General features: G+C 69.1%; 11 protein-coding genes. 4 read left to right on the top strand and 7 right to left on the bottom strand.

Going from position 1 to position 13920, the window contains the following annotated elements; genetic code table 11:
- From lipB to lpdA, 5 genes are all read right to left on the bottom strand, one after another.
- Entirely contained in the window at window positions 1–1086 is a 1086-nt protein-coding gene (lipB, locus tag Q664_RS14090; RefSeq protein ID WP_043394643.1) for a lipoyl(octanoyl) transferase LipB, read from the bottom strand.
- Entirely contained in the window at window positions 1083–2501 is a 1419-nt protein-coding gene (locus Q664_RS14085; RefSeq protein WP_043394640.1) for a ClpX C4-type zinc finger protein, read from the bottom strand. The genes lipB and Q664_RS14085 overlap by 4 nt, the downstream gene beginning before the upstream one ends.
- Before the next feature lie 86 nt (window positions 2502–2587).
- A complete protein-coding gene (locus Q664_RS14080; RefSeq protein WP_043394638.1) occupies window positions 2588–3862 on the bottom strand; it encodes a dihydrolipoamide acetyltransferase family protein in 1275 nt (424 codons plus the stop codon).
- Window positions 3863–3903: 41 nt separating this feature from the next.
- Window positions 3904–4839: a lipoyl synthase gene (lipA, locus tag Q664_RS14075; protein WP_043394636.1), complete on the bottom strand. Its 936-nt coding sequence runs from the start codon at window positions 4837–4839 to the stop codon at window positions 3904–3906.
- A gap of 360 nt (window positions 4840–5199) precedes the next feature.
- Complete coding sequence (lpdA, locus tag Q664_RS14070; protein ID WP_043394634.1) at window positions 5200–6597, bottom strand: dihydrolipoyl dehydrogenase; 1398 nt, start codon at window positions 6595–6597, stop codon at window positions 5200–5202.
- 76 nt (window positions 6598–6673) lie between these two features.
- Here lpdA and Q664_RS14065 point away from each other — a divergent pair, with 76 nt between their 5' ends.
- Both Q664_RS14065 and Q664_RS14060 read left to right on the top strand, forming a co-directional pair.
- The gene (locus Q664_RS14065; protein WP_052518074.1) at window positions 6674–7771 is read left to right on the top strand and encodes a hypothetical protein; all 1098 of its coding nucleotides are present in this window, start codon (window positions 6674–6676) and stop codon (window positions 7769–7771) included.
- Between the two features lie 25 nt (window positions 7772–7796).
- Window positions 7797–8606, top strand: coding sequence for a hypothetical protein (locus Q664_RS14060; protein WP_043394632.1), 810 nt, complete (start codon window positions 7797–7799; stop codon window positions 8604–8606).
- Window positions 8607–8640: 34 nt separating this feature from the next.
- Here Q664_RS14060 and Q664_RS52055 read toward each other — a convergent pair whose 3' ends face one another.
- Window positions 8641–10563 carry an ATP-binding protein gene (locus Q664_RS52055; protein ID WP_075207427.1) on the bottom strand — a complete coding sequence of 641 codons (1923 nt, stop codon included), beginning with the start codon at window positions 10561–10563 and terminating at the stop codon, window positions 8641–8643.
- A gap of 225 nt (window positions 10564–10788) precedes the next feature.
- On the opposite strand from Q664_RS52055, the gene Q664_RS14050 reads away from it, so the two are divergent.
- Window positions 10789–11517 carry a WD40/YVTN/BNR-like repeat-containing protein gene (locus Q664_RS14050; protein WP_043394631.1) on the top strand — a complete coding sequence of 243 codons (729 nt, stop codon included), beginning with the start codon at window positions 10789–10791 and terminating at the stop codon, window positions 11515–11517.
- A 60-nt stretch (window positions 11518–11577) separates the two neighbouring features.
- The gene (locus Q664_RS14045) at window positions 11578–13473 is read left to right on the top strand and encodes a ribonuclease R family protein (protein WP_043394629.1); all 1896 of its coding nucleotides are present in this window, start codon (window positions 11578–11580) and stop codon (window positions 13471–13473) included.
- A gap of 147 nt (window positions 13474–13620) precedes the next feature.
- On the opposite strand, the gene Q664_RS14040 is transcribed toward Q664_RS14045, so the two are convergent.
- A partial coding sequence (locus Q664_RS14040; RefSeq protein WP_235216695.1) for an LGFP repeat-containing protein occupies window positions 13621–13920 on the bottom strand: 300 nt, incomplete at its 5' end.

Genomic DNA, 13920 nt, shown 5'->3' with positions numbered 1-13920 from the left:
TCACCCCCCGAGCGCCCGGATGGAGCGCTGCACGCCCTCGCGAAGCCCGCGGAACGGGAGCCGAGCCAGCGCGGTGGGAACATCCACCCACTCATAGGCATCGTGCTCGTCGCCGAGCCGCACCTCGAAATCTCCGGAGCACCTGGCAGCGAAGCCGTTCTCCTCGACGAGCCGGGGAGGCACGACGCTGCCGACGGCGAAGGCGTGGCGATACTCCAGGTCCACGACGTCGGTGCGCAGCCCGGTCTCCTCGAACAGCTCACGGGCGGCGGCCTCGCGAGGCTGCTCCCCCGCCTCCAGACGTCCCGTGACGATCTGCCAGAATCCCCCACGCTCGGGGCGCCTGCGCAGCAGGAGCACGCGGGCCTCCGGGCCCTTCCCCCGCACCAACGTGACGCACACCGTGCTCGTGAGAGGCGCGGGCTCGGCACGCTGAAGGCCAAAGACATCGGCGAAGTGCCGGGCGATCTTCTCCTCGACCTCGGCCATGGGCACGACGTGGCCGAGCTCCTTCTGCATCGAGGAGACACCGGCCTCGCTGATGCCGCAGGGGACGATGAGGTTGAAGTGCGGCAGGTGCGTGTTGACGTTGAGCGCGAAGCCGTGACTGGTGAGCCAGCGGGCGAGGTGGACGCCGATGGCGGCGATCTTCCGGGCATCGGGCGAGTCTTCCTGGCCGATCCACACGCCAGGCCACTTGGGGATGGTGCCGGAGGTGATGCCGTACTCGGCGAGGGTGCGGATGACGCACTGCTCGACATCGCGCACGTAGCGGCGGACGTCATGACGGCCCTCGGGGAGGAGGAAGATGGGGTAGCCCACGAGCTGTCCGGGCCCGTGGTAGGTGACATCGCCTCCGCGGTCGGTCTCGAAGGTCTCCACGCCCTCGGTGGCGAGGCGCTCGTCACTGGCGACGATGTTGAAACGCTTGGCGGCGCGGCCGAGGGTGAGCACGGGCGGATGCTCGAGCAGGAGCAGGACGTCTCCGCAGAGGCCCTGGCGGCGAGCCTCGCCGAAGACCTTCATGAGCTGGAGACCATCCTCGTATTCGACCCGGCCGAGCCGGTACACCGTCAGCGTGTTCACGATGATCCCTTCCGCCGGCCACGGCGGGCCGGCTTCGCCTTCGCCTTCTTCTTCACCTCCAGGCGCCAGGAGCCGGGAGGCACGCGGGCCAGGAGGGCGCGCAGCTCATGCCCCGAGCGCGGCGAGCGGGCCGCCTCGGTGGCGAGGGCGGTGAGCACCTCGTCGGGGAGCTGAAGGTCCCCGCGCGCGACGAGCTGGCGCCGGGCGATCTCGATCAGGTCCTCGACTGCTGGAGCGGAGAGCGCGACGAGCCACTGCACCTGCTCCAGCAAGACAACGGGCAGCGAGCCCCGTACGGCCTCGGACAGCGCGGCGGTGGTGGGGACGGACACGCGGCCGGAGTCCGAGAGGAGCGAGAGCCCCGAAGTCACCGGCTCACCCCGTGCCGTCATCACCGCGGAGCACGCGGGGTGGCGCGAGAGAAACGCGCTCAAGGAGGCCTGCTCGGCGGGAGAAAGCCGGTCCACGTCCTCCACGAGGAGCACGGAGTCCACCGGAGCGCGGTCGAACGAGTCGGGAGTCACGAGCACTCCCCTGCCCTGCTCCACGAGTGCCCGCATCCACGTGCTCTTTCCGGAGCCCTCGGGGCCCAGCAGCAGGACACGACGGACACCGGCCTCCAGGCCGCGCTCGAGTCCCTCACGGGCCCGCACCTGCCCCACCAGCTCGACGGAAACGGGCCGCTGGGGAACCGGAGCCTGAACCCGGGCAGCCGGAGCCACGGGAGCCACACCCCCGAGCAGCGCACCCGACTCACCGATGCAGGCCGAGCAGATGAACGCGCCCGCGGGACCGGCGACGAGCGCACCCACCTCGGAGCGGGGCCGGCAGCAGAAGGAGCACCAGGCATCGAGGGACGGATCCGCGCGAGTAGGCCCCCGCTCGATGAAAGCCCCCTCGTCTCCGGCGACTCCCTCTCCCTTTGGGAGAGGGTTGGGGTGAGGGTCTTCCTTCACCACGGGAGCCACGGCAGCCGGAGCCTGGGGCACCGCCTCCTTGCCATGCACCGGCACGCTGCTGACAGCGGAGCGCATCATCTCGGCGGCGAGGGCCACGGGACGGGTCCGCCGATCCATGGACAGCTCGGCCTCGCGAAGGGCCTCCTGGAGGGAAGACGAGGAGTCCTCCTCGAGGACGAACACGCCGGGCTCGGGCCCACCGTCGTCGTCGTCGGGAGCCGATGGCGGAGGAGGCGGTGGCTCCTCGCGATCCAACTGGCGGAGCTCCTCCTCCAGCTCCTTGCGAGAAGGATCCAACCGGAGGGCGTAGCGCAGGAGCTGCTCGGCGCGGGGCTTGTTGCCGGAGCGCCGGCAGAGGTCTGCGGCGAGCCGGAGCAGCTCGATGGCGCGGGGCTTGTCACCACCGAGCTCCGCGGCCTGGGCAGCGCGGATGACGTCGCGAACGTTCTCGGCCATGGGGCTACGTAACCTCCTCGAAGGACGGGAGCGCGGTGCGCGAGCGCTCCCAGCGAGGCACGCGCCCCCGGCGGGCGACCCGGCCGTCAGGCCATGGCCAGGAACAGCATGTCCGGATGCTCCAGGTACTTGATGACCTCGTACACGAAGTCAGCGGCGACCTGGCCGTCGATGACGCGGTGATCGGCGGAGATGGAGACGTTCATCATCTCGCGCACGACGACCTGGCCGTTGCTGTCCACCGCGGGACGCTTGCGCATGCGGTGGATGCCCATGATGGCCACCTCGGGGTGGTTGATGATGGGCGTGGCGAAGATGCCGCCGGTCTGTCCCAGCGAGGTGATGGTGAAGGAGCCTCCGGTGAGCTCCTCCATCTTCAGCTTGCGATCCCTCGCGGCGGTGCTGAGGCGGACGACCTCCTCGGCCAGCTCGCGCAGGGAGAGACGGTCCGCGCTCTTGATGACGGGGACGGTGAGGCCCTCGGGGGTGGCCACGGCGATGCCGATGTTGAACTCGCCGCGCACGACGAGCTCCTGGGCGGCCTCGTCCATGTTGGCGTTGAGGTGCGGGTACTTCTTCATCGCCGCGAGCGTGGCCTTGATGATGAAGGGCAGGAAGGACAGCTTGGTCTTCTCGCCAGCGTTGGCCAGGGTCTCGTTGAGGCGCTTGCGCAGGGCGACGAGCTCGGTGCAGTCGACCTCCTCGACGAAGCCGAAGTGGGGCGCGGTGAACTTCGAGCGCACCATCTTCTCGGCGATCTTCTTGCGCAGGCCGCGCAGCGGGATGCGCTCGTCGCCGCGGCCCGAGGCCACCGGGGGCGCGGCTGGACGGGCCTGCTGGGCGGGAGCGGCGGGAGCCACCTCATTGCGAGCGGAGCTGCCACCCTCGAGGGCGGCCACGACATCCGCCTTCATCACGCGGCCCTGGGGACCGGAGCCGGAGATCTCCGCGAGGTTCAGCCCGTGCTCGGCGGCCATGCGGCGGGTGAGCGGCGTGGCCAGCACCTTGGAGGCGGCCTGCGGACCGGTGGCCTGGGCAGCGGCGGCGGCGGGAGCAGCGGCGGCGGGAGCCCCGTGAGCGGCGGGAGCACCATGACCCGAGGCCTGGGCGGGGGCGGCGCCCTCGATCTCCAGGGTGACGAGGATCTGGTGGACCTTGGCCATGTCGCCTTCGTTGCCGTGCGTCTGCACGACACGGCCGGCCGTGGGGCTGGGCACGGTCACGGTGGCCTTGTCGGTCATCACCTCGGCGAGCGTCTGGTCCTGCTTGACGCTGTCGCCGGGCTTGACGTGCCACTTGACGAGCTCGCCCTCCTGCACGCCTTCGCCAAGATCGGGCAGCTTGAACTCGAAGATCGCCATTCGCGGGGGTCCGTTTCGGGAGTGAGGGTGTTGGGGAAGGATCAGGTGTTGCCGGCGAGCCCCAGGCGCTCACGCTCCATGAGGCCCTTCATGAAGAACTCGGCGGCGCGGTAGCTGGAGCGCACGAGCGGCCCGGAGGCGACGTACAGGAAGCCGTAGGACTCGGCGAGCTGCTTGTAGTCCGCGAACTGCTGCGGGGTGACGAAGCGCTCCACGCGCAGGTGGTACTGCGAAGGCTGGAGGTACTGGCCGAGCGTGAGCACGTCCACGCCCACGGCGCGCAGATCCTTGAAGGTCTGATCCAGCTCGGCGTCGGTCTCGCCCAGGCCGACCATGACGGAAGTCTTCGTGTAGAGCTTCTCGGGCCGCTGCTTGAGGTACTCGAGCACCTTGAGCGACTGGCGGTAGGTGGCGCGGCGATCCCGCACGGTGGGGGTGAGGCGCTCCACCGTCTCGACGTTGTGGGCCACCACGTGCGGGCGGGCCTCGGCCACGGTGGTCAGGTCGCGCTCCACGCCCTTGAAGTCGGGGATGAGCACCTCGACGACCGTCTTGGGCGAGTGCTGGCGCAGCTCGCGGATGGCCGAGGCGAAGTGGCTGGCGCCGCCATCCGGCCGGTCATCGCGGTTCACGGAGGTGACCACGATGTACTCGAGGTCCATCTCCTTGACGGCCTGGGCCAGGTGGATGGGCTCCATGGGATCCAACGGCGGAGGCGCACCGACCTTCACGTGGCAGAAGCGGCAGGCGCGGGTGCAGACCTCGCCCATGAGCATCACCGTGGCGGTGCCACCGCCCCAGCACTCGGCGATGTTGGGGCAGCGAGCCTCCTCGCACACGGTGGCCAGCTTCGTGCGGCGCACGATGGATTTCACCCGCTCGTACCCATCTCCGCTGGGGAGACGTACCTTCAACCACTCGGGCTTCCGGGTGGACTCGGATACCTGCGGCAGGGGGAAACGATCGGGAGTTGCCATGGGTCGCGGGCCTTCTACGGTTTGGGCGAAAGCAGGGTCAAGCGGGAAGCCTTGACGCGAGGCGTTAGCTTCCCCGAGTTCCCGCCTGTTGTAACGGCCCCATCGTGAGTGGGCAGGAACGGGGTGGCCCAGGAGGCTCGCCCACCTCCCGGCCGTAAGCACAGCTTGAGCGAAGGATGAGCGGAGCACGCGTCGGATGCCAGGAGCCCGGGCGGGCAGACGTGAAGGTGCACCCACCGCCAGACATGCGAAGGCCGTCCGAGACAGAAGAGTCCCGAACGGCCTGATCACGACCCGTGTATGCCCCCTCTCCCTCTGGGAGAGGGCTGGGGTGAGGGTCTACCCAACAGCCCCGGTGCCTCAGATGTGGATCGGGTGACCCAGGGTGGCCTCGGCGCCCTCCTTGATGATCTCGGAGAGCGTGGGGTGAGCGTGCATCGTATGAGCGAGCTCCTCGGTGGTGATCTCCAGGCGCATGGCGACGCAGGCCTCGGCGAGGAGCTCGGTGGCGTGGGGGCCCACGAGGTGGACGCCGAGCACCTCGTCATACTTCTTGTCGGAGACGACCTTGATCATTCCGAAGGCCTCGTTGGAGATGGAGGCCTTGGTGACGGCGGAGAACGGGAAGATGGCGGCCTTGACGTCGTAGCCGCGCTCCTTGGCCTTCTTCTCCGTGAGACCCACGGAAGCCACCTCGGGGTAGCAGTAGGTGGCGGAGGGGGTGAGGTCGTAGTTGATGGGAGCGGGGTTCTTACCGGCGATGTGCTCGACGGCGAGGACGCACTCGGCGCTGGCGACGTGGGCGAGCATCGGCGTGGGGATGACGTCACCGATGGCGTACACGTTGGGCTCGCTGGTGCGCATCATCGCGTCCGTCTTGATGAAGCCACGCTCGGCCTTGATGGACGTGAGCTGCAGACCGATGTCCTCGCTGACGGGGGCGCGGCCCACGGCGGACAGGACGTACTCGGCCTCGATGGTGCGCGTCTCGTTGCCCACGGTCATGGTGAGCTTCGCACCGGTGGCGGTGGTCTCGACCTTCTCCACCTTGGCGCCGGTGTGCAGATCGATCTTCCGGCGCTTGAAGTGCTTCTCCAGCTCCTTCGAGCAGTCGATGTCCTCGATGGGAAGCAGGTTGGGCATGTACTCCACGATGGAGACCTGGCTACCCATGTGGTTGAAGACGGAGGCGAACTCGCAGCCCACGGCGCCGGCGCCGATGACGATCAGGCTCTTGGGGATGCGGTCCAGCTCCAGGATGGAGTCGCTGTTGAGGACGCGCTTGTGGTCCACCGCCACGTTGGGCAGGGACTTGGGCACCGAGCCAGTCGCGATGATGATGTTCTTGGTGTCCAGCGACTGCTTGCCACCGCCCTCGAGGGCGACCTCGACCTTGCCCTTGCCGGCGATGCGGCCATGTCCCTTGATGACGGTGATCTTGTTCTTCTTCATCAGGTAGTCGATGCCGTTGGCACCCTTGGTGACCACCTTCTGCTTGTGCTCCTGCACCTTGGCCCAGTTGACCACCGGAGCCGGCACCTCGATACCGAAGTCAGCGGCCTCGCGGATGTGGTGCAGCAGGGCCGCGGACCACAGGAGCGACTTGGTGGGGATGCAACCGCGGTGGAGGCAGGTGCCACCCAGGCGCTTGTCCTTCTCGATAATGGCCGTCTTCAGCCCCAGCTGCGCGGCCCGGATCGCACCGACATACCCGCCGGGGCCCGAACCGATGATCACCACGTCGAAAGTCTCAGCCACGAACGCCTCCGGAGTGGATGTACCCGAGCGGCGCTGATAACCACCCATCCCGGCCGGAATCAAGGAGTTTGCAACCGTGCGACGCTTCCCACTCCGAACCCTGCTGCTGATGACCCTGGCACTGGTGGCCTTCGTCCGCCTCTATTTCATCACCCACCGGGGCGAGCGCCGGGTCGAGTCCCCTCCCCCCGCCCCCGCCTCGGCGAGCGACCAGGCCTGCCGCACCCTGGAGCGAGCCCTGGAAGGCGCGGTGCGAGCCCCCGGAAACCCCGCCGCCTTCACGAGGGCCCGGCAACAGCTCGACGCCTGCCCCAAGCCCCCGGTGCGGGCCTGTGAGCTCGGCCCGGCCCTGGATGCCCGCTCGCAGCTCGAGGCGGGGGCGCCGCCCTTGAGGGAGCTGCTGGAGACCCTGTGCCAGCGGTGCCAGGCCGGGGCCAACCCCTGTGCGAGTCATGTCACACGCGCGGTGCTGGGGCTGATGGCGGGGCGCCCGACCGACTCCTCCAACCTGCGTTGGTACCTGGAACATGCCGGGCCGGGAACACCGGAGGCCTGTGCCGAGGTGTCGCGCGCCCTGCTGGCGCCCGCCGCCCTGCCCCAGGACAGCCTGACGGACGCGCAGAAGGAGACGCTCGGCCAGCTGGCCCCGGTGTGCGCGAAGGCGGGTCAGTTCCCCGCCAATGTGCTGCACGCGGCCGTGGTGCGCGGCGGCGTCCCCGCTTTGACGCAGCTCGTCCAGGAGAAGCCGGCCGGAGAGAGCGCCGTGCTGAAACCGGACCGGACCGTGGGGACTCCGGGTGGAGAGAAGTCCTTCGATGAACAGGAGGCCACGGGCGTGGCGCTCGCGGCGAAGCCCCAGGGAGAGCGGTGGGAGAAGGACGGCGCGCTGAGCGCGGTGTTCGAGCCGCCCGTGCGCCAGTTGTCCGCGCTGCGCGTGCGTGCCAGTGGCCCGGGCACGCTGCGCGCCGCCGTCCGCACCACGAATGGCCTGGGGAAGCACGATCCAGACTCCAGGACGAGCTTCGTGGATCCAGTGGCCTGCCGCTTCAAGGGCACGGGACAATGGGAGAGCTGCGAACTGCCGGTACCGCTGCTGGACGTGGAGGCGCTCAGTGTGTTTCCGGAAAAGGACACACTCACGCTCAACGAGGTGGAGGCACGCGGAACCCGTTGAGCGCTCCGGCATCGAAGGGGCCGCCATGAGAATCCACCTGCTCACCCTGATGCTGATGACCACTCCGGCCCTGGCCCAAAGTCCGCTGTCGGCGCTCGTCGCCGAGTACGAGACGGGGCCGGCTTATATCTTCCAGAACGATGGCCGCTACGGCCCGACCGGCACCTCGTACGAAGCCGACGACCTCAACCAGAAGGACAATCTGTACCGAAGCCAACGGATCGCGCTCGAGGCGCGGCTGGGGGAGCGGCACGGCATCATCCTGCTGTATGCGCCCTTCGACATCACCACGCGCGCGACGCTGACGAAGGACATCGACTTCCGGGGAACGGTGTTCCCCACGGGGACGGTGGTGGACAGCCGCTACCTCTTCGATGGGTACAGGGCCAGCTACCTGTACCGGCTCGTCAACGGTGAGCGCTTCACCTGGGACATCGGGGCGAGCGTGCAGATCCGCAACGCGCTGGTGTCCCTGGGCGCGGTGGACGGCACGCGCTACGCCAAGGAGAGCGACATCGGCGTGGTGGGAGCGCTGAAGACGCGGCTGCGCTACGAGTTGCCCTCCCGGGTATGGGCGGGGCTCGAGGCGGATGCGCTGTCCACCTTCGGACTGCTCGGCAACACGACGGGCGGCATCTACGACGTGGCGCTGACGCTGGGCCTTCCGTTGAACACGAAGGGAGACGTGCACGCCTACGCTCGGCTGCGGCTGCTCGGGGGAGGCGCGGACGTGACGAGCCGGGACATCTACAACTGGGGCAACTTCGGCTTCGCGGTGCTCGGCGTGCAGGCGGATCTGGTGTCGCTGGTCGAAAGCGCGCTCCCCAGGCCGTAACCGGGCCTGTCCCCCTTCCCTTGGAAGGGGACCCTCAGGCGGACTCGTCCTTCATGGGCAGTTCGAGCGTGAAGGTGGCGCCCTGGCCGACGCCCGGGCTGCTGCAGGTGAGCCGGCCCTTCATCTCCTCGGCCGCCAGGGCGCTGATGTGCAGACCGAAGCCGTGCCCGTCCTTCTTGGTGGTGAAGCCCTGGGTGAACAGGCGCGCCATGTTCTCCGCGGCGATGCCCACCCCATTGTCCGTCACCTGGATGCGCAGCCGCTCTACCTCGGACGCGCGCTGGACCTGGATGCGCATGCACTTGTCCTCATGCCCGCTGTCCACCAGCGCGTGACGCGCGTTGCTCAGCAGGTTGATGAGAATCTGCAGCAGCTTGTGCCGGTCCACGAAGATGTGGGGCACTTCGGAGTACTCGCGCACGATGCGGATGGCCAGCCGCTCGAAGGAGATGGCGTGCAGGCGCAGGGCCTCGTCGATGAGCTGGGGCACGGCCACCTGCTCCACCGCACCCGCGGTGCGCGCGTGCTTCTGCTGCATGCTGACGATGGACTTGATGTGCTCGACACTCTCCCCGAGTGACTGCATCTCCTTGAGCATGGCCTCCCGCTCCTCCACCAACTGGTCGGACAGCGCGAGGAGATAGGGCGGCAACTGCTTGCCCTGCGAGTCGCTGGAGAGGAAGGAGGCGAGATCCGCGGTGTGCTCGCGCATCAGGTGGGTGGCCTTGACCAGTCCGGTGACGCGGGAGCGGCGGAGCTGCTCGGTGACGAGGGTGGTGGAGATGTTGACGCTGTTGAGGGTGTTGCCCACGTTGTGGAGCACGCCGGTGGCGACCTCCGCCATGCCCATCTGGCGGGAGACATCCACTAGGGTGCGGTGCATCTCTCCCACCCGGGCCTCCGCCTCCTTGCGGCTGGTGATGTCACGGCCGAAGAGCGTCACCCCCACGGTCTGACCGTCCTCCGCCAGGATGGGGTGGAGGTTGAGGTCCAGCACGAGGCGCCCGCCTGCCAGCGGGAAGACAGTGTCCTCCAGTCGCAGGCGCTGGCCTCGATACACCTGGGCAAGGCGCTCACTCCAGAGCTGGAACCGCTCCGGCGTCGAGTGGCGCAGGAGCGGCTGCCCCAGCTCGAGCTCCGCGCCGAAGACCTTCCGGTAGAATTGCCGCATGGCCGAGTTGGCGACGAGCACGCGCCCCTCGGTATCTATCGAGGCCACGATGTCGTCGGTGCTCTCGATGATGCTGCTCAACTTGCTCTCACTGCCCCGGAGCTTCTTCAACACCCGCTCGAGCGAATGGTAGGCCGCCGCCCGCGCGATGCTGTGCAACGCACTCAGTCCCCAGATGCCCACGAAGGTGAAGCCCGACATGACGTGCCGGACCCAGAACCGGGAGACATCCTCCTTGGAGGTCAGGTCGAGTTGGTCGATGACGGAGAAGGGATGGACTCCGTTCATCATCACGGCGACGAGGAGGGTGTAGATCAGCGCCTGGCGCGTCCCCAGCAGGTACACGGCGAGGGCGGGGAGCAGCAGGTAGATGGCATGCACGCCGCCTTCCCGGTGGGGCTCGTTCATGAAGAGGCCCCCCACGAAACTGCCCGTGATGCCCGCCAGCATGAAAAACGCGGGAAGAGCGATCGTGTTGGCCTTGCGCGCCGCCATCAGCGCCGCCAGGTAGAACACGCCCATGGCGCTCGGGAGCGGGGAGTACGGCGTGAACAGCGTGCCCGCCGTGTACACCAGGGTGAACACCACCATGAAACACGCGGAGCCCACGAGCACCCGGTGGCGGACGAGATCCCCGGGAGCCGCGTTGCGCAGGGGCTCCGAGAGGAAGAGGTCCAACCAGCGCAGCAGCGCCGAGCCCCTCTCGGAGCCCGAGGAGGCCTCGGCTCGGGGCTCGTGTGGCGGTGGGAGGTCCTGGCTTATCTCGGCAGAAGAAGGTAGCGCCATATCAGGGGAACGACTGTGAGGGTGAGGAGTCCTCGTGGCTGAGCTCCATTGTGATCCGAATCCGGCCTTTTCCGAAACCAGGCGGGCAGGGGGGTGCCACTGTGGCCCGCCGAGAACCACGCCATGGGCGTCCATTGCGGCGGGCTCCCGCGAAGGACCAAGAATTCCTTGGACATTCCACCAGGGTGCGGGTCTCCTCGCGATCCCGAGCCGAGGAATTGCCGGATGATCCTCCTGTGTCTCTGCGCGCTGCTCGCCGCCTCGCCCCCACCCCCCGTGGCATTGAGAGCGGGCGCGGCCGAGTCCGGCGACGAGGTCACGTTGAACCTCACCGGGCTCACGGCTCCCGCGCGCGCGGAGGCGGGCCTCTTCCTCTCCGGCAAGCTCTCCGTGCCCTCGCACCCCTTGCGTGCCCTGCTGCTGCGCAGCACGGACGGTGGAGCGCATTGGGCCGAAGTCCTGCCCACCGTGGAGCACAGCGAGGTGCTCTTCGTGGAGTTCGAGGGCTGCCAGGGCCGGGTGCTCGTGGGGTGGACCACCGAGGGCCCGGGAGAGCTGCTCCTGTTCGCGAGCTCCGACTGCGGGGCGACGTGGAAACGCCGGAGCACGCTCCCCAAGGCCATCTGGTCCGAGTGGCCGGAGCAGATGGAGTGGACGGACGGCCAGCGGGGCACGGTGTGGCTGTCGGATGCGAACGAGGAGAACGCCCCGATCCGCGCGCTCACCACGCGTGACGGAGGCAGGACCTGGAGTTCCCCGAAGGAGCCTCCCCCCATGCCGCCCCCGCGACCGGAGCCCGAAACCCGAGGTCCCTCCGGTGTGAGCTGGAAGCTGGCATCGGATGAGCAGTTCACGCGTGTGGAGCGGAAGGAGCCAGGGGGCACCACCCAGGTACGAGCCCAACTGCCGCTCTTCTGGAAGCGCGAGGGGAAAAAGCTCGTCCCCGCGCGCTGAGCTTGTATCGCGCGTACAGATAGGTGTCCACGAGCCGGGCGGGTAGCATGTCGGCGCCCCATGGAAACACCCTCCCCTTCGCGCACCGTCACCGGCCGCATCGACGTCCACCCTCGCGGCTTCGGCTTCCTCGTCGTGCAGCCGTCCGGCTCCGACGAGGTGCTCTCCGCGTTCATCCCGCCGCCCGAGCTCAACCCGTACCTCGCCGATGACGTCGTCTCCGCGACGGTGACGGCCTCGGAGGACGGCCGCTGGAGCGCGAGCGGGCTGTCCCTCCTGAAGCGTCCGCGCCAGGAGGTCTACGGCGAGGTGGTGCTGCGCAAGGGAGCCGTCCACCTGCGCATCGACCGCGACGTGGCCAATGGCGACTGGCCCCTGGAGACGGCCGGTGTCGAGGTGCAGCCCCAGGACGCGGTGGTGGCGCGTGTCGCCGACGGCAAGGCCTGGCTGCTGCGCAAACTGGAGCCGGGCACGGATCGCTCGCTGGAGCGCATCATCGTGCGCCATGGGCTGCGCCGCGACTTCGACCCCGAGGTCCACGCCGAGGTGCAGCGGCTCCTCACCGTGCCCCACGCGCTCGGAGGCCGGCGCGATCTGCGCCAGGTGCCCACCGTCACCGTGGACGCACCGTCCACACGCGTCATCGACGACGCCATCTCCGTATTGCCCGCGAGTGGAGACGGGGCCCTGCGCCTGTTCGTCTCCATCGCCGATCCCGCCGAGTTCGTCACCGAGGGCTCCGCGCTGGACCGGGTGGCACGCGAGCGGGCCACCAGCGTGTACCTCGCCGGCGCCATGCTGCCCATGCTCCCCGAGGCGCTCTCGACGAACTGGCTCAGCCTCGTGCCCGGCGAGGACCGGCTGTGCCTCACCGTGGAGCTGCGCATCGACCCGGAGGGCCGAGTCACCGCGGCGGATGTCTACGAGAGCCTCATCCGCTCGTGGGCGAAGCTGAGCTACACCGAGGTGGCGGACTACCTCGACAAGGACGAGGTGTCCGAGCCGATGGCCCCGGTGCGCGAGGCGATGCCGTGGTTCCGCGCGGCGGCGGCACGGCTGGCGGTGGCGCGGGCCGGGCGCGGGGGCATCGAGATGTCGCGCGACGAGGCCCGCTTCACCTTCGACGAGGAGACGGGCGAGGTCTCTGGCATCGAGGCCGTGCGGCCCACGACGGCGCACACGATGGTGGAGCGCTTCATGGTCGCCGCCAACGAGGCCATCGCGGGCTGGCTCATCGATCGCGGCGTCCCCGCCCTCTTCCGCGTCCAGGACGAGCCGGAGCCCCAGCGCGTGGCGGACCTGGCCGCCTTCGCGCAGCACTCGGGCTTCGGCGCGGGCTTTGGCCGCAGGCTCACTCCGCTGGCGCTCGCCGCGTTCGACCGGCAGATCGCCGGCTGCACCGCGGAGCCGGCCCTGCGCTCGGTGCTGCGGCGCTCGCTGGGGCCCTCGCGATACACGGTGGTCCCGGCCATGCACTTCGGCCTCGCCGCGCGTGCGTACCTCCACTTCACCTCGCCCATCCGGCGCTACGCGGACCTCTCCGTCCACCGCGCCCTCAAGCAATACCTGCGCGGCCGGCGCGACTTCGTGCACGAGGACCCCGCCATCGAGCAACTCGGGGTGCACCTCAACGAGCGCTCCCGCACCGCCGGCCGCGCCGAGAAGGATCGCCACCGCGTGCTGGAGGCCCGGGTGATGGCCTCGCACGTGGGCAGTGAGTTCACCGGACGGATTACCCGCGTGCGGCCCTCCGGCCTGCTCGTCCAGCTCGACGGCATGCTGGTGGAGGCCAACCTCCCCGCGGACGCCCTGCCCGATGGGCCCTACCAGCCGGATCCCCGGGAGACGTCGCTCGTGAGCGCCTCGCGCACCTTCACCATCGGCATGCCCCTGCGGGTGCGCGTGGCCTCCACGGATGAGCAGCACGGCCGTGTCGAGCTCGCGCTCGCGGGGTGAGGCCCCATCCCGCGCGACTGGCTAACCGGGAGCGGACAGATTAGCGCACGGATCGCCTGGTGCCCGAGTGGGATCGGGCACGGTGACGGGTACCCTCACCCCGTCCCTCTCCCGGGGGGAGAGGGGATGTTGGGAGGACTCCCCTGACTACTTCATGCGAACGGTGACGGTGTTGGTGGCGGTGTTGAGCGTGAGGAAGCCCTTCTGGAACTCGCTCTCGCGCCCCCCCGTGACGGCGTACTCGTCCGTCACCGGATAGCCCAACGCGCTGCGCTCCCAGCCCAGCGACTCCCACCTGGCCCGGATGGGGCCATGCACCTCATGCGCTCCCGTCGTCGCCGTCCAGTAGATGCTGCCATTCTGGAAGTGGTTGAAGCGCCCCACTCCGTCCGGCGTCTTCGTCTCGTCCGTCAGCGGGTAGCCCAGCAGCCCCGCCTCCCGCCCCAA

The sequence above is a fragment of the Archangium violaceum Cb vi76 genome, from assembly GCF_000733295.1.
GTDB lineage: Bacteria > Myxococcota > Myxococcia > Myxococcales > Myxococcaceae > Archangium > Archangium violaceum.
The sequence above is the reverse complement of the archived record's forward strand: the minus strand, read 5'-3'. Positions and strand labels throughout refer to the sequence as shown.

What these genes read in the sequence shown, in the direction of transcription:
- Q664_RS14085 (WP_043394640.1), bottom strand. Translation starts at nt 2,501, where the DNA reads ATGGCCGAGAACGTTCGCGACGTCATCCGCGCTGCCCAGGCCGCGGAG.
- Q664_RS14080 (WP_043394638.1), bottom strand. Translation starts at nt 3,862, where the DNA reads ATGGCGATCTTCGAGTTCAAGCTGCCCGATCTTGGCGAAGGCGTGCAG.
- lipA (WP_043394636.1), bottom strand. Translation starts at nt 4,839, where the DNA reads ATGGCAACTCCCGATCGTTTCCCCCTGCCGCAGGTATCCGAGTCCACC.
- Q664_RS14060 (WP_043394632.1), top strand. Translation starts at nt 7,797, where the DNA reads ATGAGAATCCACCTGCTCACCCTGATGCTGATGACCACTCCGGCCCTG.
- Q664_RS52055 (WP_075207427.1), bottom strand. Translation starts at nt 10,563, where the DNA reads ATGGCGCTACCTTCTTCTGCCGAGATAAGCCAGGACCTCCCACCGCCA.
- Q664_RS14050 (WP_043394631.1), top strand. Translation starts at nt 10,789, where the DNA reads ATGATCCTCCTGTGTCTCTGCGCGCTGCTCGCCGCCTCGCCCCCACCC.
- Q664_RS14045 (WP_043394629.1), top strand. Translation starts at nt 11,578, where the DNA reads ATGGAAACACCCTCCCCTTCGCGCACCGTCACCGGCCGCATCGACGTC.